Here is a 20386-nt window from a genome sequence, read left to right on the forward strand (position 1 = left end):
TTTTAATCCAATTGATAGCATAATTCTTTTTGAGAAAAACTGGATAGTAGTGGAACTATCCAGCCCCCACTAATCCACTTTCGATTGAAATGACAATGTCAGGACTACCGAATGAAGTTGAAACGTCCTCTAGCAAATTGTCTGGCTAACCAAATTCCCCATCCAATGAACCTGCCAATGCTTCACTCAAAAAAATGCATCCCTGCTTACTGGCAGGAATGCATATATCAGTCACCAAGTACTTGACCATTCTCTATTTAATTTACGGCTTAATATGCACTCCAACCAGCATCTGCCGTGATGACAGTACCATTAACAAAACTGGAATCGTCTGAAGCTAGGAACAAAGCCACTTTAGCGATTTCCTCAGGTTTGCCATTGCGTGGATTGATCGCCATACCCAATTGTTGGCGAGAGAAGCCAAACTCATTGATATTCGTCATGCTGGAACCAATATTGGTTTCAACTCCGCCTGGTGCTATTGCATTGCAGCGAATCCCTTTATTGGCATACATGAAGCCCGTGTTTTTTGTGAACCCAACGACTGCGTGTTTAGAGGCAGTGTAAGCCGCACCAGCCCGAGCACCGTATAAACCGCCAGCTGAAGCAATATTGATGATAATCCCTTTTTGTTTTTCTAAAAAGATTGGCAACACCTTTCTAGTCGAACGCATGACGCTTGTCGTGTTAATGGCAAAAATCCGATCCCATCTAGAATCTTCAACGTCTCCAGCTGGTTCCATGCCGTCCATGATACCCGCGTTATTGACCAAAATATCCACCGTACCATACGTACTGACCGTGGTATCGATCATATGTTGAATATCTTCCTCCACCGCTACGTTCGTTTTAATGGCAAAGGCCATTCCGCCATTCGCTTTTATTTCTTCTACCGTTTCGTTCGCACCATCAAGATTTAAATCCGATACGACGACTTTAGCTCCTTCTCGAGCGTAATCTATAGCAATTTGTTTTCCCATGCCTGATGCTGCGCCTGTCACTACTGCAACTTTGTCTTGTAATTTCATTTGAACTCCCCCATTCATTCTAGTGAAGTGATACTTATTGCACAGATGTTCATTAACTAACTTCCTTTATAGTATAATTAGTTTCGGTAGGCTTATACAATCAGCAAATGCTGTCCTCAATGTTGAATAATGAACAGAAAGTGATCATTATGTTTATTAAAAGCACAATAACGAACAAAGGATGAACAAAATGACTGATAATAATACTGGGATTGATAGAAGGATCAGGAAATCCAAAATGGCTTTGAAAGAATCCCTCATTTCTTTAATGCAAAGTAAGGATTTCAGGGAGATATCGATTACTGATATTGTAGAACTCGCCGACCTTAATCGGGGTACATTTTATAAACACTATCAGTACAAAGAGGAACTGCTTGAAGAGGTCATGGAGGATGTGATTGCCGATTTGATCATATCTTACCGGGAACCTTATAAGAACGTCGAAACTTTCACCATCAATGAACTAACGGCTTCGGTCATCAAAATATTTGAACATGTAGCTAACCATGCAAACATTTATACCCTCATCCTAAAGTCGAATGCATGGCCTACATTACTGGAACGGATTTGTAATGAGTTGAAGAAACTTCCAGTGGAGGACCTGGAAGATTACCAGCCGAACCCTAAGATCAATAAAGAACTTGCCTCCAGTTACCAAGCATATGCGATATTGGGCATGATCATCGAATGGGTCAACACTGGCTTTAAATATAGCGCTGACTATATGGCTGAACAGCTGCTGGAAATCCTTAATAATAAATCGGTAAATGCCGTCTTTAAAATAAACCATTTAAAGCAGAAATAAGAGGGCTGCACCGGCAACCCTCCTATCGCCTTAAAGCGCCTGCCCTATGGAAAGAAACCTTTTTACGACAGACAAGAAAGCAGGTAAATCATCTTCATGGACAAAGTGTCCGGCATCCTCTATCGTCACCAATTCGCAATTCGGGATAAGCTCGGAAACCTCCTGCAATTTGTTTTGGGGAATATGGCTGGCCCCGCCCCCTATAACAAGCGTCGGCATCATAATATCGGTGAGGCGTGCCCACCATTCGGGATCGGGTTCATTAAGCTGCTGTAGAATCGAAGGCACTACCTGCCAATCAAACGGCAGTGGAACAGAAGGCCTGGTAGGAACCTCCATTGGTTTATCCGAGAAAGGAGGTGGTGTGTCTTCGACAATCAACCTTTCTATCCTCGAAGGAAAAGTTTGCGAGAAAAGATAGGAAACCGTCCCCCCCATGGAATGCCCCATTAGCGAAAACCTTCCCAAATCAAGCGCATCCGCAAAATGAAGCAAATCATCGCACATCAATTCAAAAGTATATGTATTAGTTCTCGCACTCCCACCGTGGCCCCGTAAATCTAAAGCTAAAACACGATAATTTTCTCCTAATGCGGCAGCCGCTCGATCCCATGAATCCGAACTTTTTCCCAGCGCGTGAAGAACAACAAGCGGCGGTGCAGAAACATCCCCGCTCTCCCGGTATTGAAACGTGAGTCCATTCAATTCAATTTGATTAACCCGTATTTCCATCTCCGCTCAACTCCCAGCATCGGATACATCATTTTGAACCCGATCTATTTTAAAAAAACCTCCTAAAATACTATGTTCACTATAATTAAATTATACTTTTTATGCCTTCACCCATTTATTCGTCCTGCATCTAATAATTTCAGCCTTCACACCTTTTATTCCTGCCTTCATCCGTATTTATTCGGCATTCACAACATTCATTCATCCTTTGGCCTAGCAGAGTTGGCGGCAGCGAAGTAATCAATGACAAATAACCGAAATTGCTTGGCTACTGGGGTGAAGTAGCGTTTTTCTGACCAGCCGAGCCCTATTGTTCTTTGACAAGCAGGTTCTGTTATTCGGATTTTATGGGATAATGATCCGGTTTGATGAAGCCATGTCAATTCGGATACGAAGGCGACCCCCAACCCTTTCCTGACAAGGTCCGAGATGACAGCTGGTTCATCTCCTTCGAAGGCGATGTGCTGGACGAATCCCGCTTCGAGGCAAAATTGGTCGGTTAGGCTGCGGAACCCGAAGCCTGTATTCATACTGATGAATGGTTCATCTTTCACTTCTTGGAGTGTAATGCTTTCCCTGCCTGCCAGCCGATGATTGGGAGGCACGATCAAGTATATTTCTTCGGTGATCAGCGGTTCCCACTTTAAGTCCGGGCCTTCGATCGGAACGGATGATATGCAATAATCGATTTCTCCTTCAATTAAAAGCTGCTTCATGGATGATATGGATTTTAGGAATTGTTGAAAACGGACATCCGGGTATTGAGATAAAAATGTACCCAATAAATCAGGCAGGACCCTGGGAATGGTAACGGCCAAAGTGATGTTCTTTTGGTCTTGATCTGCTAATTCCACTATTTCGCGCCTTCCTTCATTCAGTTCCGCAAAAGCGCGTTCGACCCGTTTCAAGAATATTCGGCCGGCTGCATTGAGCTTGATTTTCCGGTGTTCCCTATCGAACAGTGCGACACCCAAATCCTCTTCAAGCCGGGATATGGTTTTACTGAGGGATGGCTGAGCTATTTGAAGTTGTTCCGCAGCCTTCGTCATATGTTCCAGTCGTGCTACGGTTTGAAAGTACTGCAGCTGTAATATTTCCATATTCCCACTCTCTTCACATAGATTTAAATCTATTATTACATAATCAATTATGTATTATACAGTATCTAAAAAAGCCATTATCATGAAATAATCTCTTAGTTAGAAAGGGCAGGCTCAATAATGAATGGTTTACAACTTGTATTTCAAGATATAAAAGCAATGTGGAAACATAAACACGGGAGAATCGCCTTGATTTTCCTTTTGGTCGTTCCATTGATTTACTCTGGTTTCTTCTTGGCTGGATATTGGAATCCTTATGGAAAGTTGGATCAGCTCCCTGTAGCAGTGGTCAATCTCGATAAGGGGTCGGAAATGGATGATAAACCAGTCCAAGCTGGAGATGATTTCGTTAAACAATTGAAGAAGCAAAAAGAATTGGACTTTCACTTTGTCACGGCAAAGGAGGCTAATACAGGCCTTGAAGAAGGTACCTATTATATGGTTGTCACGATCCCGGAGCATTTTTCGGAAAATGTCACGACTTTAATGGATGAAAAACCGGAAAGAGCTAAACTTTTGTATACTGTTAATCCAGGTAAAAACTTCGTTGCCTCACAGATCAGCTCAACTGCTGCTGAAAAGATGACTGCAAAAATCAACGCAAGCATTACAAAAGTCTATTCTGAAGGCATCCTTTCAAAATTCCAGGAGGTTTCTAAAGGCTTGGCGGATGCCGGGGATGGAGCGGAAGAGCTTCATCAAGGAACGGCGGAAGCGAAAGGCGGCAGTGAGAAATTGGATGATGGCATTCAGGATTTGAATGATGGCGCCCAGAAACTGCAAACAGGAAGCGCCAAGCTCTTGGATGGACAAGAAACCTTAGCCCATGGTGCGAAAGGATTAACATCAGGTTCCCAGAACTTGTATTCCGGCATGAAGCAGCTATCGGATGGACATCACTCATTGGAAAATGGGATGAATGAAGTAAGTCAGGGTATTGAGGACTGGTCAGCCGGAAATGAAAAATTGACGCAAGGGCAAGAACAGGCTGCCGATACAGTGAATACCCTTAAGAAACAATTGGATGCCTATATGAAAAGTCATCCTGATGCAGTAAAGGATCAAGACTTTAAGCAAATCATTGCCCTATCAGAAGGTTTATCCAAAACAGCTGCCACTTTAAATGCCGGTCAAAGGCAATTGGGCGAAGGTGCTGAAAAAGTGGCTGATGGACAAGAGACCCTTCAATCCGGGATGAATGCCTTTGGTGATAGAATGGCACAAGCTACCTCAGGTGCTAAGCAATTAAACGAGGGATCTGAAGAATTCGCGAATGGTTTCTCTAAATGGACAAATGGTTTTTCCACTTTAAATGCTGGAATCGTTTCGCTAGCTGGCGGAAGCAGCCAGCTAGCTAGTGGATCGACGGAACTACAAGACGGACTGGCTTCGCTGGAAGCGGGCTCAAGCAAGTTATCCTCCAAGCTTAATGAAGCTGCCGATAAAACGGCTAGTCTTCAGTACGACGATTCGACCACTTCAATGTTCTCTGAACCCGTGCAATTGGTCCAATCCAATTTATCTGAAGTTCCTAACTATGGAACCGGAATTGCCCCTTATTTTCTGTCATTGGCTTTTTATGTAGGCGGCATCATGGCTTCCAATATCTTGCCGCTTGGCCGCAGGCAGAATCTTAAGGTAACCGGAACCGTTCATTTCACGAATAAATTAATGCTGGTATATGTAATCGGCTTGATTCAGGCACTTCTAGTGGATGCAGTGGTCCTGCTTGGATTCCATTTACATGTAGCAAGTGTCCCTGTATTCATTCTATCTAGCATCATCGTTTCATTTACCTTCATGACGTTCATTCTTATGCTGGTGACCGTATTCGGAGTGGTCGGAAAATTCGCAGCCGTGACCCTTCTCGTGTTCCAATTGGCTACGTGCGGCGGAACATTCCCAGGCGAACTGGGCATGTCATTATTGACGAAAATCGGTCAATTTTTACCTATGGCCCACTCACTAAAGGAACTTCAAGAGGTCATCTCCTTAGGCGGCTGGGAAAACTTGCAGGCGCAGATTTGGATTTTACTTGCCTATCTCGTTTCTGCGGCGATCATTTGCTGGATAGCCAGTCATATCCAGCAAGCAAAAGTAACTTCAGAGGAAGTGACATCTTGATGTAAAAAAAGCGCAGTGCAAATGGCACTGCGCTTTTTTGTATACAAGTGAAATCAACAGGTAAAACATACTGATTGATTCGTGGGTCGAATTAATTCTTGCGTGGGTCGAATTACTCCATCGTGGGTCGAATTACTCCATCGTGGGTCGAATTAAATCGGTGGTAGGTCGAATTAAATCGGTGGTAGGTCGAATGATTCCGCTATAGCCTAAATTAATTCCGCTGTAAATCAAACTAGATGGCTGAAGTTATAAAAAAAAGCCCTATGCTTCCTGACGATTCAGGTGGCATAGGGCTTTTTATTGTTTCATTTAAGCGGTTTGATCTTTTTTCATAGCTGGTTTTTCTTCAGCTGGCCATGCGCGCTTAATGAATAATGCCAGAATCAGCGCCACACCGGCAATGAAGGTAGATACAAAGAAGGAGAAGTTAATTCCATCGAGCATTGCCTGCATCCCGATTTGGGCTTTCATTTGGCCCATCATCTCAGCTGTGGGCTGGCTTGTTAATTTGCTCATCGCTTTCGTCATTAAATCTTCGGCAGTAGAAGCTGCACGGTTAGACATGACCGTAACGAGCAATGCCGTACCGATCGCACCAGAAATTTGGTTCAGTGTGTTATTCATGGCTGTACCGTGCGGGTTCATGCGGGCTGGCAGCGAGTTCAAACCATTTGTCATGATCGGCATCATGGACATTGACATCCCGAAGGAACGAACGGAAAACAGGATTACAATTTCTGTATACGTAGTTTCCATTGATAATTTACTTAGCAAATACGTAGTTACCACGGTGATAAGCAAACCGATTGAAGCAAGGATGCGGGCACCGAACTTATCGAAAAGCTTACCGGTAACCGGTGACATGAGGGCCATTAATAACGCACCTGGAAGCATCAGTAATCCAGAATCGAATGGTGAAATGCCACGTACTGTTTGTGTGTACATCGGAATTAAGATCATCCCCGAGAACATCGCCATGTTCAGTACGATTGAGATCGTTGCGGATAAAGCGAACATCGGGTGCTTGAAGATCTTGAACTCAAGCATTGGTGTTTCCATTTTAAGCTGGCGTGTTATGAAAAGGATCAGGGAGATGGCACCGACAATCAGTGTTCCGTATACCTCAAGGCTATCCCAACCCTTGCTGCCTGCCGAACTGAATCCGTAAAGCAAACCGCCGAAGCCTAAGCTTGAAAGGATGACCGATATTTTATCAATTGAGATATCGACTTTTTCCTTGTGGTCTTTAAGTTTAAAGAAGCCGAAAATAAGCACTAGTAAAGCTAGCGGAGTAATGAAATGGAATAGCATTCTCCAATCATAATGTTCAATGATCCAGCCTGAAAGCGTCGGCCCGATTGCAGGGGCAAACATCATGACCAAACCGAATAGTCCCATTGCCGAGCCACGTTTTTCAACAGGGAAAGAAGTTAAAAGTACGTTCATTAATAATGGCATCATGATTGCCGAACCGGCAGCCTGAACCATACGTGCGCTCAATAATAGCGGGAATACATGCGCTACACCTGCCACGATTGTCCCGATTGAGAATAGGAGCATGGCTGTCAGGAACAGATTACGTACCGAATATTTTCTTATTAAGAAGGCAGTTGTCGGAATCATGATTCCGTTCACGAGCATGTAGCCAGTTGTCAGCCATTGAACTGTGGAAGTCTCTATTCCCAGGTCTATTTGAATTGATGGCAGTGCAATATTTAAAAGGGTTGAATTCAGTATCGATATGAACGCCCCGACCATCAGTATGGCCAAAATGCCATACGAACCCTTTTTCTCATTTATTTGTGCAGTACTCACTTTTTATCTATTCCTCCATTCAAACTATCGGTTCATTTAATTAGACGAGCGGTATATTTCAATCTCACAAAATCAATAATATACCCCTAGTTCATTTTTTGCAATAAAAATTTACTGGTTTAAATAAGGGTTTGTGCTGCCATGAAAAATAGAGTACGATTAAATTTATACAAGCAGTATAATGAAAATTAGGTGATATGATGAATAATCGAAGGCAGAATGTCATCGATACGGCTCATAAGCTGTTTATTGACAAAGGCTACCAAGCCACGTCCATACAGGACATTCTAGACGGCAGCGGTATATCAAAAGGTACATTTTATAATTATTTCCCTTCGAAGGGTGAATTATTTATAGCCATTTTCCGTTCCGTTTATACAAAGATTCGCCATGAACGGGAAAAACTGTTGATTGGTCAAGATTCCGCCGATATTGAAATTTTCATCCGGCAGCTCGAACTGCAATTGATGGTGAACAAGCAAAGCAAATTGCTTATACTGATCGAAGAAGTCCGTGTTTCCAACGATGAAGAATTAAAACAATTCATCAATAAGACGCTATTGTTGAGCTTACGTTGGATGTTTAACCGTTTTATCGATATCTTCGGGGAAAGTAAAAAACCCTATCTTTTAGATAGCGTCATTATCTTTCATTCGATGATGACCCACATGAGCCATTTTAGTTACCGTGCTAATCCCGCTGGTATACCGGACATACAAATTATCCGCTATTGCATGAACCGTATTGTCCATTTAGTCAATGAAGTGGCTGAAAGCGGCGAACAGATCATTGATCCGGAATTAATGGATACGTGGTTTCCAAAATTCACAAACCAGCTTGATGCTTGCCATAATGATTTGCTTCATTCCACCACGGAATTGAAAAAAGCGATAAACAAAGCTATTCCTTGCGATGAAGATCGAAGAAGAGCCATTGAATTGGTCGATTTCATCCAAGATGAGCTGATGCAGTCAGACAAACCGCGAGAATTCTTGATAGAAAGTCTACTGGCCACTTTGAAAACTGGATATGCTTCACAGATCCAAGCATACATGGAGTCTTTTGAAGAAAGCATCACCTCTTGTTTGAGCCGATGAAGATGGAGACACACGCACCTACCGAAAATGGCAGGTGTTTTTTTTATGGCTTCTTGAATTGCCCCTGATTTTATAAAAGAGTTGGTTTTATAAATGGGACCTAAGGAAACACTATCCTTATCATAATAAAGGGAGGTCTATCTACTTGAGTGTGAAAGAGAAAGCTTTATCCATACTGGCTCTCGGCGGAGTGAATGAAATCGGTAAAAACATGTATGTGGTTCAATATTCTAACGATATCGTCATTATTGACTGTGGTGCCAAGTTTCCTGATGAGAGTTTATTAGGAGTCGATTTGATCATTCCTGATATCTCCTTTCTTCAGGAGAATAAGGAGAAGATCCACGCTTTGATTGTGACTCATGGTCATGAAGATCATATTGGCGGTATCCCCTATTTCTTAAAAAAATTGAATGTACCCATTTATGCCACACGATTAACACTTGGTTTGATTGAATTGAAATTAAAAGAACATAACCTTTTGGGTGATACGAAGTTAATCCAGATCGACTCTGATTCAAGATTGGAATTCGGGGAGATGGTTCTCGACTTTTTCAAAACGAATCATAGTATACCCGATTGCCTAGGGGTTACCATGCGTACGCCAGAAGGCACGGTCGTTCATACAGGGGACTTTAAGTTTGACTTGACTCCCATGAATGATCAGTATCCCGATATTCATAAAATGGCCAAGATCGGGAGTGAAGGTGTTTTGGTTTTATTATCGGAAAGCACGAACGCTGAACGTCCCGGGTCCAGCCCCTCGGAGCATCTCGTTGGCAGCCATATCGAAGAGGCCTTCATGCAGGCAAAACAGAAAGTCATTCTTTCGACCTTCGCTTCAAATGTCAATCGCGTTCAACAAGTCGTGAACGCTGCACAGAAGACAAACCGGAAACTTGCCCTAATAGGACGTAGCATGGTGAACGTCGTATCCGTTGCCATTGAACGAGGCTACCTCGAGGTACCTGATGGGATGCTTATCCAACCACATGAAGTCGATAATTATGCTCCTGAAAGGGTCGCGGTTTTATGTACAGGAAGTCAAGGAGAGCCGTTTGCTGCCCTTTCCCGCCTTTCCAGTTCAAATTATCGGGATATGAGTATATTGCCTGATGATACAGTGATTCTTGCCTCCACTCCAATACCCGGAAATGAACGGGATGTTTCACGAATCATCGACAACCTGTTTCAACTTGGTGCCAAAGTCATTTACGGTTCTGGGACTGTAACAGGCATGCATGTATCCGGACATGCCTATCAGGAAGAGTTGAAGCTCATGCTTACCCTGATGAAACCTAAGTATTTCATTCCCATTCATGGTGAATATCGGATGTTGCACCAGCATCGATTACTAGCTGAGTCTGTCGGGGTAGAGAAGGGCAATACTTTCATTATCAGTAATGGCGATGTGGTGGATATTGAAAACTCCGTTGCCTGTCAAACGAGAAAGGTGGCTGCCGGCAATACCTTTGTTGACGGTGTCGGCGTTGGTGATGTGGGAGAAATCGTTCTGCGTGACCGTAAGCAGCTTTCCGAAGATGGCATGCTCGTAATTGTCATAACACTAAGCAAGACGGAACGAAAAATAGTATCAGGACCCGATACCATTTCCCGTGGATTTGTATATGTTCAAAATTCCGAGGACCTCCTTAAACATGTGAATCGTCTTGTCACGAAAACGGTCAACGACTTACAAAGTGAAAAAATATACCGTTGGAACATCATCAAACAAACCATAAAGAAGGAATTGGGGCACTATCTCTTTACTCAAACTAAGAAAAAACCAATGATCCTTCCGATCATCATTGAAATTTAGCACCAAATCAAATGCACACAAAAAGGGACTCGACTTCGTATAGTCGAGTTCCTTTTTTTCAATCAAGTTCTGATTTACTGGCTTTTGCGGCCATCGCCTTGTTCTTATTCCAAACCTTGAATTTCATGAAAACGGCGGCAAGACCGATGATCACGATGAATAAAAGGCTGATGAAAAAACCTGGACGTATTTCTTTTTCAAGCAGAGTGCCACTGACCGCCGCTAAAATTAAAAGAAGTCCGAAAACGGCCGTAATCTTACTCCAAATCTTATTTTCCAAGATTTTGAATGAAGAAAGAATGATGAATGCCCAGTTATACAAAAGCAATATACCAGCAGATGTTGTAATGTATTCATAAATCTTGCCTGGCAGGAGCAAGGCAGTTATTATTGACCCTAAAAGTCCTAAGGCTCCAAGACCCAGTGAAGGAAGTGGAAGGTCCTTGAATTTCTTGATCTTTTGCATGAATAATGAGGGTGCGTTCCCGTCATTGGAGAGCGTTACCAATAGATTGGTTACACCAAATAGTGAAGCGGTCATCGTCGAGAAACCGGCAATGATGATCGCACCATTAAAAACGTGCGGGAAAAATGTCAGATGATAACTGTCCAATGCCGAAACGAATGGACTTTCTTTTTCACTGAATGCCCCTAACGAAATCATGGTTACGGCTAACCCTAATGAAACCACATATATGATGGTAAGAACCAAGAGCATGATTGTTCCTGCCTTTGGCGCATCTTCTTTCTTTTTAAGCTGCATCGCCATCAGTCCGATGACCTCAATGCCGCCAAACGCATAAAAAGCATAGATAAGTGATGTCCAAAACCCTTTTAGCCCTTTTGGGAATAATTCATCGAACGTATTCGGAAAGGATGGCGGTTTCGCTCCATCAAGACCAAACCAGCCGAAAACGGCACATATTGCAATAATGATAAACATTACGATTGCTGCTGTCTTAATTACAGCAAGGATATTTTCCACCCTGTCGAACCCTTTTGTTCCCAGCAATACCACCACGATTGAAACAATGGCAAAACCGGATGCAAATAGCCAAAGCGGCACTTTCGGGAACCAAAATTGAGATAATAGCGAAAGCGCAGTAAGCTGGCTTCCCATGATCAATATATTGGAGGACCAATAATTCCAGCCACAGCTAAAGCCAGCCCATCGTCCAAATGCTTTATTAGCATAATAACAAAAAGAACCTTCTTGAGGATCGGCAGCCGTCATCTTGGCAAGCAGATTATAAACGATATAGGTACCTAGTGCGGCCAATACAAATGAAAATACAATGGATGGCCCAGTCGTTTTAATCCCTATGGTCGATCCGAGGAAATACCCTGTCCCGATCGTACAGCCTACACCGACCAATGAGAGCTGCCACCATTTCATATCGCCCTGTTGTTCACCCGATGCATTGGAATCTTGACCAGTCTTTCCTTTCGCTGAACTGCAATTGGCTTTTGTCGTCATAACATTACCTCCTTCCATCATTCATAGTGTTGATAATGCCACAATGAATTATGCAAGGAAGAAGTTTTCAAATACCTATGTATTAATCTGAAGCATTCTCCTTTATGATAGGATGGCAGAAATGCCTTGATAAGCAAAATAAACCCCAAAGCCGACCAATGATAATCCAGAGATGATCGAAATGCCCATTAAGCTTTTTTCATTTAAGAACCTGCGAAATCCATTCGTTAATGCCGCTACAAAAAAATCCCAGCAGGTAAGACCAAGAAAGATCATCCCGCTATAAATGAAAAGTTGTGATGTCCCATAACTTGAAGCTGTTTTAGCTAAAACAGATCCATATATCCCCAACCAAAATAAAATGGACAATGGACTGGTCACAGACATGATGAAGCCAGTCAAAAAACAGGAAATTAAAGAATCTCTATTCCTGTATTCATTTAATAATATCGTATTAACCCGTAATACACTTTCGACTCCCGAATAAATAAGCACGAATCCCCCAAAAAGCCACAGAAAAATCTGGACGACCGGAATTTCTAAAAACCGTACCATACCTACATACACTAAAATCATGAACAAGGCATCTGCGATCATCGACCCTGCCCCAACGATCCAGGCATGCCAAAACCCGTTCTTGATTCCTTTATCGATACGAGCGGAGTTCACCGGACCGATTGGTGCTGCAAGGGTAAGTCCTAAGAAAAAGTAACTTAGCAGTAAATGTACACTCAAAAAGCATCACTCCTTCGAGCTAGTTCATGACTTGTACATTTTATGTGACAACCCTCTCCCTATAACCACATGCCAAAAAAATTTCCCAATTCACAAAAAAAAGCCGTGGGAAAGCCCGGCTTTCTTGAGATGTATTGAAGCCGATTAGGCAGCAGCTTCTTTTTTGTCTGAACTAATGAATTTCATAACAATCAATACGATGCCTATACCGATGATCCCAGAAATGATATAGGTCATATTGATATGATTTTTCATGACAAGGGACATGACCGGAGGGCCTGCCGCAACGCCGATGAACCTTGATGACATGTAGAAGGAGGTTATCGTCCCCCGCTGTTCCTTTTCTATATTTTGAGTGATGATTGCGTCGAGTGTCGGCAATAAAGCACCAATTGCTATGCCCACCAAGCTTGTTATTACCAATAGAAGGAAGACCCTGTTTTTAGTAAAACCGACAAATACAAGGCTGATTGAAAGGACAGCTAAACTGATCATGATGATCTTTTTCATGATTGGTAATTCCCCCTTGATTTTTTTCCCTGCAACATAAGAAGATACGCAAAGAAAAAATAGCGGGATCGCTATCACTAAACCTTTTTTGATTCCATGCAAATCATGGATTTTTTCCAGATTATCAGACAAAAAGAAAAGAACACCGAACAAAACCAACATGACAAAGACACCAATCAGGAAAACCGTATATAACCATTTTCCTTCCTTCTTGAATATTTTTTTCGTATCATGCCAGAAATCTTTGAATTTCTTCGGCTCATCCTTCTCCTTTGGTACCTTTATAAAGAAAAAGACTAAAACAATAGATATTAAACTGAAGAATGAAATCGAGAAGAATGGTAAAAACCAGATAAATGCAGCAAACAGGGAACCTAATATTGGACTAAGTACTTTCCCAAATGTATTCGAGGTTTCTATGATTCCCAAACAAGAACTCGTTTTTTCATCATCATCTTTGTATAAATCCCCCACCAGAGGCAAAATGATGGGCGAGGCCCCAGACGCCCCAATCCCTTGCAATACCCTCCCAATGATGATCCATGTATAGGGATTTTCCATTTTCCATGATGCATAACCAGCTATCAATCCGCCGATTAGGGCTAGAATCAGACTGGGCAGGATTACCATTTTTCGTCCAAATCGATCTGATAAATAACCAGCAATGGGAATTAAAAAAATGGATGCTACGGAATAGCTTGTTATCACCATGCTTGATTGAAATGAAGATATCCCCACCTTTTCCTCGAAAATGGGCAAAACCGGGATAAGCATTGAATTTCCAAGTGTCATTACCAATGGAATCGATGCCATACTGATCAGGCACCACACGCTTACATCTTTATTTTGCTTCTCATGACCTTCCATACTTACACTCCTCATCCATTATAAAAGCAACTTATTGCATAAAAAGTAAACATTGTGAAACCAATTTGTTTTGCATCATATATTAGATGTCATCAATTATTATGTTATAGCTCAGATAGATTTATTCAGTTGCGCTTCACCCAAAATTACCCCTTTTGACCGTTAAAATAAAAAACCCATTCTTTTTAAGAATGGGTCAGACTGTAGACAAATTAAAAGAAGAGCAGTTTGCCAAACCTCATCAAAGCTAGCGGCTTTGGTATCTCAGCTAGCCAGTTATTCGGTAGGAGTGTTGCAAATTTCTTCAATCTAGTGAGGGGTTTAATCCATATAAAAAAACCTCCTCTTTCGATAAACTCTCCATTTCTGTTTAAAAAAGGCTATCCCGCTTTCGTCTTTATAAAAGAGTAATATTCCTCTTTTTACAGTCGTTTAAAATTTGGTCATTCCATACCGAAACCTGAACCTCGCCAATATGTGCTTTCTTTAGCAAAAACATGCATAATCTGGATTGCCCTATTCCTCCGCCTATTGAATACGGAAGCTTTCCTTCCAATACGGCCTTATGATAATTGAGCACCTTACGATTTTCGTTTTTGGATAATCTTAATTGTTTTAACAGTGACTTTTCATCTACTCGAATTCCCATTGAAGAAACTTCAAAAGCACATTCCAAGAGTGGATTCCATAAAACGATATCTCCATTTAGGTCCCAATCATCATAATCCGGTGAACGTCCATCATGCTTTTCCCCCGATTGTAACTCTCCGCCAATTTTCATGATGAAAATTGCACCATATTTCTTCGCTGCCACATTCTCTCTTTCCTTCGAAGTCAGATTCGGGTATAAATCCTCCAACTCCTGGGTCGTAATGAAGTGAATGTCATCAGGTAACACAGGCTTAAGCAGATGATGGAATTCAAACATATAACGTTCGGTCGATTTAATGGCTCTATATATTTTTTCCACTTCAGATTTTAATGTATCTACGTTACGTTGTTCTTTCGTTATGACTTTCTCCCAGTCCCATTGATCCACAAATAACGAGTGTAAATGATCCAGTTTTTCATCACGTCTTATCGCATTCATATTTGTGTAAATGCCTTCATCACACGCCAAACCATACCTAGAAAGAGTGATTCTTTTCCACTTTGCCAAAGATTGAACCACTTCTATTTGTTTATTCTTAATATCCAGAGCTTCAAAGGTAAGAACCCGCTCCACACCATTTAAATTGTCATTTATACCATTACCTTCATTTAAAATGATAGGTGCTGATACTTTAATCAGGTTTAACGCATTTGAAATTCCTTCTTCAAAATGACCCTTAATTTCATTTATCGCAATATCCGTATGCATGATATCAAGAATTGTTTTGTATTTATTCGGCATCGATAATTCAGGCATAATTATCCTCCAATTCCGCTTTGAATAGCGCATGCATTAAAATTGGCGTCTTTCCATTTGACTAAATTACATTATGAAGGAGTTTTCTGTGTTGTTACAAAACCCCCATGTCACGACTAGGTACATCCATAAGCACCAATCCGGACAATTATCACCTCAAAAAAAGGGTCAAAAATGTGGTACAAGTCCAATTGTCTGAATACATTCAAATAAGTGAAGATGTAACAAACGATGAGGTGATGAATTGGGTGTTTTTTTCAGCTATGTATTATTAGGCTTATCACTGGCGGCTCCTATCGGTCCCATAAATGCTGCTCAATTGGACAAAGGAATCAAGAAGGGTTTTTGGCATGCCTGGGTTTTTGGCTGGGGTGCCATTTTAGCGGATTTTGTATTTATAGCCCTCGTCTTTTTCGGTGTCGTCCACTTTTTGGACAACTCTTTCATGAAGACATTTTTATGGCTTTTTGGATTTTTCGTCCTGACCTATACCGGAATTGAAAGTCTGTTAAGTGCAGGTAAGATTGAAGTGAATGCACGAAAAGCGAAAGATTCCCTTCTTTCTTCATTCCTGACAGGATTCATCATGTCCCTTTCGAATCCTTTATCCATTTTGTTTTGGCTTGGGATTTATGGATCCATTCTCGCAAACTCCGCTTCAAAATATGATATGGAACAATTACTTTTATACAGTTCAGGTATCCTTGTCGGCCTCTTAACCTGGGATTTCGCTATGGCCATCATCGCCAGCACCTTTAGACGCTTTTTATCCAAACCCATTTTAATGGGCATCTCGATCATTTCAGGAATATCCCTTATAGGGATTGGCATTTACTTTGCCATCCAAGCAGCCAAGGTTTTATTTACATAAAGAGTTTAGGAAATGTAAGAGTTTACTCGTAAATTCGTTTAAATTATAAAAATAGGCTGCCCATTTTAGTATCCATCTTTGTCCATGTCGGACACTTATCCCCCTTTGTTCATAGCCTGAAAGGGTAAACAAAAAGGGAGGATTTCTTGAATGTATAATAATTACGGTTATTACTCTTATAATGATCCATATTATAATGATCCATATTATAATGATCCATATTATTACGATAATTCTTATGCCGATTTGCCTTATTATGATAACAGACTGCCAGTACAAACACTGGTTCCAGAAGCCACTATTCAGAGCCATTTGAACGCAGGCCGACAAGGTCATTGTTTCAGAGCATTTTGGGGTAACAGCCAGCATACCTTTATTTTGATGGGCCTCAATACTGCCACTGGTATGGTACAGATACTAGAAGGTGGCATCCCAAATGAGGTTCATCGTACAGATATAGTCGGATTGCAATACCTAGGATTAACCTGCCCTGTCGGTGGCGGCGGCCAAGGCGGCGGTCAAGGTGGCGGTCAAGGCGGCGGTCAAGGCGGCGGTCAAGGCGGCGGTCAAGGTGGCGGCCAGGGTGGCGGTCAAGGCGGCGGTCAAGGTGGCGGTCAAGGTGGCGGTCAAGGTGGCGGTCAAGGCGGACCGGGCGGTAACTGTTTCCAACAGTTCATTCCGGGCGTTGGCTGGGTATGGATTTGTAGATAGAAAAAAGGCAGCCGAGCTATTTCGGCTGTCTCTTTTTATAAAAACATAATCCAAGGGGCATTTACTCGTGAATTTCATGCTTTTACTCGTGAATTTTGTAATTTACTCGTGAGTTTTGCACTTTTACTCGTGAGTTTTGCGTTTTTACTCGTGAATTCCGGATTAAGCTGCTTTTTTATTAGATGCTGCGTTCTTTTATTTGCTGAACCATTTTCTTGATGAACGTTTCTATTGCGACATTTTCAAATTCTTGTTCCCCGTATTTCCGGACATTCACTTGATTTTCTTCCTCTTCTTTATCTCCAAGAACCAGCATATATGGGATTTTCCCCATCTGTGCTTCCCTGACTTTATACCCCAGCTTTTCATTCCGATCATCAATTTTCACTCTTATGCCTTGATTCTTCAGTTCTTTTTGAACCTTTAAACAATAATTCAAATGAACCTGTGAGACAGGGATGATCTGTACTTGCACCGGGGCGAGCCATACCGGAAAAGCACCGGCAAAATGTTCTATCAGAATTCCAAAAAAACGATCGATCGATCCAAAAATGGCACGATGAATGACGACCGGACGTACTTTTTCATTATTTTCATCGATGTAAGTCAGATCAAATTTGTCGGGCATTTGAAAATCAAGCTGGATTGTTGCACATTGATGGCTTCGTTTTAATGCATCTTTAATATGAAAATCAATTTTCGGTCCATAAAATGCCCCGTCCCCTTCATTAACTTGATAATGTATCCCGATGCTTTCCAGTACATTTTTCAAGGCTGTTTCAGAAGCTTCCCAAAGGGAATCATCTCCCATTGAATCCTCTGGACGAGTCGAGAGCTCCACGGAATACTCGAATCCAAAAGTGCGATACACCTTATCAATCAGATGAAACACTTGTTTAATTTCACTTTCGATTTGATCCTGCCGAACATAGATGTGGGCATCATCCTGGCAAAATGTACGGACACGCAGCATCCCGTTCAATGCACCGCTATATTCATGACGGTGGACTTGACCGAATTCGGCCATCCGGATCGGTAAATCCCTGTAAGAATAAAGACTGTTTTTGAAAATAAGCATATGACCCGGACAGTTCATTGGCTTCATCGCAAATTTTGTTTGATCCACCTCTGTAAAGTACATATTCTCATGGTAATGATCCCAGTGACCCGATTGTTCCCATAAGCGCTGGTTCATCATGAAAGGAGTCCGAACTTCGTCGTAATCAGCCTCAGTCTGAAGCTCCCGCGAGAACTTCTCCAATTCATTTCTAACGATTTGTCCTTTCGGTAAATAAAACGGCATTCCAGGGGCTTCCTCCGAAAACATGAATAACTCCAACTGCTTCCCTAATTTACGGTGATCGCGTTTAGCCGCTTCTTCCAGAAATTCAAAATGCTCCTGTAAATCTTTTTTCTTTCGGAAAGCCACGCCATATACCCTTTGAAGAACTTCATTTTGATTGTCTCCCCGCCAATAGGCACCAGATACACGAGTCAATTTGAACGATTTTACAAATGATGTGGATGGAAGGTGCGGCCCTCTGCAAAGATCGATGAACTCCCCTTGTTGATAGAGCGTTAATTTTTCACCATTAGGGATGTTCTTTGCTATATCCAACTTGAATGACTCCCCTCTGTCCTCGAATAACTTCACAGCTTCTTCATAAGTCACTTCGATCCTTTTAATTTCCAGATTTTCACTTATGATATGCTCCATCTCTTTTTCAATGGCTTGTAGATCTTCTGAACTCAAAGGATGGTCTAACTTAAAATCATAGTAAAAACCATCTTCCACGACTGGCCCCATCCCTAATTCCACGTTTTGGTATAACCTTTTCACAGCCTGCGCCAAAACATGTGCCGATGTATGTCGTAATACTTGTAATCCTTCATCCGAATCCAGAGTCAAGATCGACAGTTCGGCATCCTTATTAAGCTTGTGACTTAGATCAACCAGTTGCTTATCCAGTTTTCCTGCTACTGCCTTTTTCCTTAAACTTGAGCTGATAGACCCTGCCACACTTTCCACTGTCACCCCTTGCGGATATTCCCTTTTCTGCCCATCCGGAAATTGAACTTTAATCATTTTTTCACCCATCACATAAACACTCCTTTTTTAATAATAAAAAAACGCACACATCCCTATGCAAGGGACGAGTGCGTTTACCCGTGGTTCCACCCATTTTCCCATAAGCAAAAAACACTCATGGCTCTGGAGCTTGTAACGCAGCTTAGACGATATCAGTTACTTTTGTTCACCGATATAGCTCAAAGGCGGTAAATCAGTTTCCTAAGCCAGGAAGTTCGCAGCTACCCTTCCCTCTCTGCAGGCCGTAAAAATGATTCATGTCCTCATCATCGCAATATTTTTATATATAAAAAAACGCACCCATCCCTATATAAGGGACGAGTGCGTTTACCCGTGGTTCCACCCAATTTCCCATAAGCAAGAAACACTCATGGCTCTGGAGCTTGTAACGCAGCTTAGACGATATCAGTTACTCTCTTTCACCGATATAGCTCAAAGGCGGTAAATCAGTTTCCTAAGCCAGGAAGTTCGCAGCTATCCTTCCCTGTCTGAAGGCCGTAAAAATGATTCATGTCCTTATCATGGCAATATTATAATAATAAAAAACGCACCCATCCCTAAGTAAGGGACGAGTGCGTTACCCGTGATTCCACCCAATTTCCCATAAGCAAGAAAACACTCATGGCTCTGGAGCTTGTAACGCAGCTTAGACGATATCAGTTACTCTTGTTCACCGATATAGCTCAAAGGCGGTAAATCAGTTTCCTAAGCCAGGAAGTTCGCAGCTGCCCTTCCCTCTCTGCAGACCGTAAAAATGATTCATATCCTTATCAATGCTTCTAAAATGTAAATGGATTTTTATATTGTTATATATATTACAATATATTCCCATAAGTGACAACCTCAAATTTATTTATTTTATTATAAACACTAAATTGGTATAATTAGTAAAAAAGGAGTCTCTATGAAAAGTTTAAGCAATTGGTCTATCGTATTTGCCGTGATTGGTACACTAGCATTTTGCTGTTCCCTTGCTTTACCAAAAGCCTCCGAGCTGCTTATGATTTCAGGATTCGGTGCGTTACTTATTGGTATGTTTTGCAGTTTCGGGGCCATGTTTATCAATGAACAAGGAAAGACTAAGTTTTTGGCTGTGGCTGCATTCTTTCTTTTAAGTTTCATTCTCGTTTGGAATGAGCCATTTCAAATTGTCAGGCTCTTGACCTGGATGAAAAATTAATCGAAATGAAACCCG

Annotated in this window: 16 protein-coding genes and 3 other annotated features; of the genes, 7 read left to right on the top strand and 9 right to left on the bottom strand. The window is 41.8% G+C overall.

Annotated elements, in window-relative coordinates; all coding sequences use genetic code 11:
- Nucleotides 1–269: 269 nt before the first annotated feature.
- A complete protein-coding gene (locus tag ABOA58_RS21455; protein WP_350299934.1) occupies nucleotides 270–1028 on the bottom strand; it encodes an SDR family oxidoreductase in 759 nt (252 codons plus the stop codon).
- A gap of 190 nt (nucleotides 1029–1218) precedes the next feature.
- Between ABOA58_RS21455 and ABOA58_RS21460 the strand changes: the two genes are divergently transcribed.
- Entirely contained in the window at nucleotides 1219–1833 is a 615-nt protein-coding gene (locus ABOA58_RS21460; RefSeq protein WP_350299935.1) for a TetR/AcrR family transcriptional regulator, read from the top strand.
- A 30-nt stretch (nucleotides 1834–1863) separates the two neighbouring features.
- Here the strand turns inward: ABOA58_RS21460 and ABOA58_RS21465 are convergent, their stop codons facing one another.
- Nucleotides 1864–2565: an alpha/beta fold hydrolase gene (locus ABOA58_RS21465; RefSeq protein ID WP_350299936.1), complete on the bottom strand. Its 702-nt coding sequence runs from the start codon at nucleotides 2563–2565 to the stop codon at nucleotides 1864–1866.
- Nucleotides 2566–2762: 197 nt separating this feature from the next.
- On the bottom strand, nucleotides 2763–3665 hold the full coding sequence (locus ABOA58_RS21470; RefSeq protein ID WP_350299937.1) for a LysR family transcriptional regulator: 903 nt from the start codon (nucleotides 3663–3665) through the stop codon (nucleotides 2763–2765).
- Between the two features lie 120 nt (nucleotides 3666–3785).
- On the opposite strand from ABOA58_RS21470, the gene ABOA58_RS21475 reads away from it, so the two are divergent.
- Nucleotides 3786–5789, top strand: coding sequence for a YhgE/Pip domain-containing protein (locus ABOA58_RS21475; RefSeq protein WP_350299938.1), 2004 nt, complete (start codon nucleotides 3786–3788; stop codon nucleotides 5787–5789).
- 312 nt (nucleotides 5790–6101) lie between these two features.
- Here the strand turns inward: ABOA58_RS21475 and ABOA58_RS21480 are convergent, their stop codons facing one another.
- Nucleotides 6102–7550, bottom strand: coding sequence for a DHA2 family efflux MFS transporter permease subunit (locus ABOA58_RS21480; protein WP_350302931.1), 1449 nt, complete (start codon nucleotides 7548–7550; stop codon nucleotides 6102–6104).
- 254 nt (nucleotides 7551–7804) lie between these two features.
- Between ABOA58_RS21480 and ABOA58_RS21485 the strand changes: the two genes are divergently transcribed.
- A complete protein-coding gene (locus tag ABOA58_RS21485) occupies nucleotides 7805–8704 on the top strand; it encodes a TetR/AcrR family transcriptional regulator (protein ID WP_350299939.1) in 900 nt (299 codons plus the stop codon).
- A gap of 145 nt (nucleotides 8705–8849) precedes the next feature.
- Nucleotides 8850–10523, top strand: a complete 1674-nt coding sequence (locus ABOA58_RS21490; RefSeq protein WP_350299940.1) for a ribonuclease J — start codon at nucleotides 8850–8852, stop codon at nucleotides 10521–10523.
- Nucleotides 10524–10581: 58 nt separating this feature from the next.
- Here the strand turns inward: ABOA58_RS21490 and ABOA58_RS21495 are convergent, their stop codons facing one another.
- The 4 genes from ABOA58_RS21495 to asnA form a co-directional block, all read right to left on the bottom strand.
- A complete protein-coding gene (locus ABOA58_RS21495) occupies nucleotides 10582–11919 on the bottom strand; it encodes an amino acid permease (protein ID WP_350302932.1) in 1338 nt (445 codons plus the stop codon).
- Between the two features lie 183 nt (nucleotides 11920–12102).
- Nucleotides 12103–12735: a LysE family transporter gene (locus tag ABOA58_RS21500; protein WP_350299941.1), complete on the bottom strand. Its 633-nt coding sequence runs from the start codon at nucleotides 12733–12735 to the stop codon at nucleotides 12103–12105.
- A gap of 144 nt (nucleotides 12736–12879) precedes the next feature.
- Nucleotides 12880–14112, bottom strand: a complete 1233-nt coding sequence (locus ABOA58_RS21505) for an MFS transporter (RefSeq protein ID WP_350299942.1) — start codon at nucleotides 14110–14112, stop codon at nucleotides 12880–12882.
- A 397-nt stretch (nucleotides 14113–14509) separates the two neighbouring features.
- Nucleotides 14510–15505 carry an aspartate--ammonia ligase gene (gene asnA / locus ABOA58_RS21510; RefSeq protein ID WP_434547798.1) on the bottom strand — a complete coding sequence of 332 codons (996 nt, stop codon included), beginning with the start codon at nucleotides 15503–15505 and terminating at the stop codon, nucleotides 14510–14512.
- A 259-nt stretch (nucleotides 15506–15764) separates the two neighbouring features.
- Between asnA and ABOA58_RS21515 the strand changes: the two genes are divergently transcribed.
- The gene (locus tag ABOA58_RS21515; RefSeq protein WP_350299944.1) at nucleotides 15765–16391 is read left to right on the top strand and encodes a LysE family transporter; all 627 of its coding nucleotides are present in this window, start codon (nucleotides 15765–15767) and stop codon (nucleotides 16389–16391) included.
- Nucleotides 16392–16541: 150 nt separating this feature from the next.
- Nucleotides 16542–17102, top strand: a complete 561-nt coding sequence (locus ABOA58_RS21520) for a hypothetical protein (RefSeq protein ID WP_350299945.1) — start codon at nucleotides 16542–16544, stop codon at nucleotides 17100–17102.
- Between the two features lie 178 nt (nucleotides 17103–17280).
- Here ABOA58_RS21520 and thrS read toward each other — a convergent pair whose 3' ends face one another.
- Nucleotides 17281–19188, bottom strand: a complete 1908-nt coding sequence (thrS, locus tag ABOA58_RS21525; RefSeq protein WP_434547799.1) for a threonine--tRNA ligase — start codon at nucleotides 19186–19188, stop codon at nucleotides 17281–17283.
- Nucleotides 19189–19248: 60 nt separating this feature from the next.
- Nucleotides 19249–19470: a binding site (T-box leader), on the bottom strand.
- A gap of 31 nt (nucleotides 19471–19501) precedes the next feature.
- Nucleotides 19502–19723: a binding site (T-box leader), on the bottom strand.
- A 29-nt stretch (nucleotides 19724–19752) separates the two neighbouring features.
- Nucleotides 19753–19974, bottom strand: a binding site (T-box leader).
- Between the two features lie 121 nt (nucleotides 19975–20095).
- Here thrS and ABOA58_RS21530 point away from each other — a divergent pair.
- Nucleotides 20096–20371, top strand: a complete 276-nt coding sequence (locus ABOA58_RS21530; protein ID WP_350299947.1) for a hypothetical protein — start codon at nucleotides 20096–20098, stop codon at nucleotides 20369–20371.
- The last annotated feature ends 15 nt before the right edge of the window (nucleotides 20372–20386 follow it).

This window comes from Peribacillus frigoritolerans (genome assembly GCF_040250305.1).
In the GTDB taxonomy this organism is placed as follows: domain Bacteria; phylum Bacillota; class Bacilli; order Bacillales; family DSM-1321; genus Peribacillus.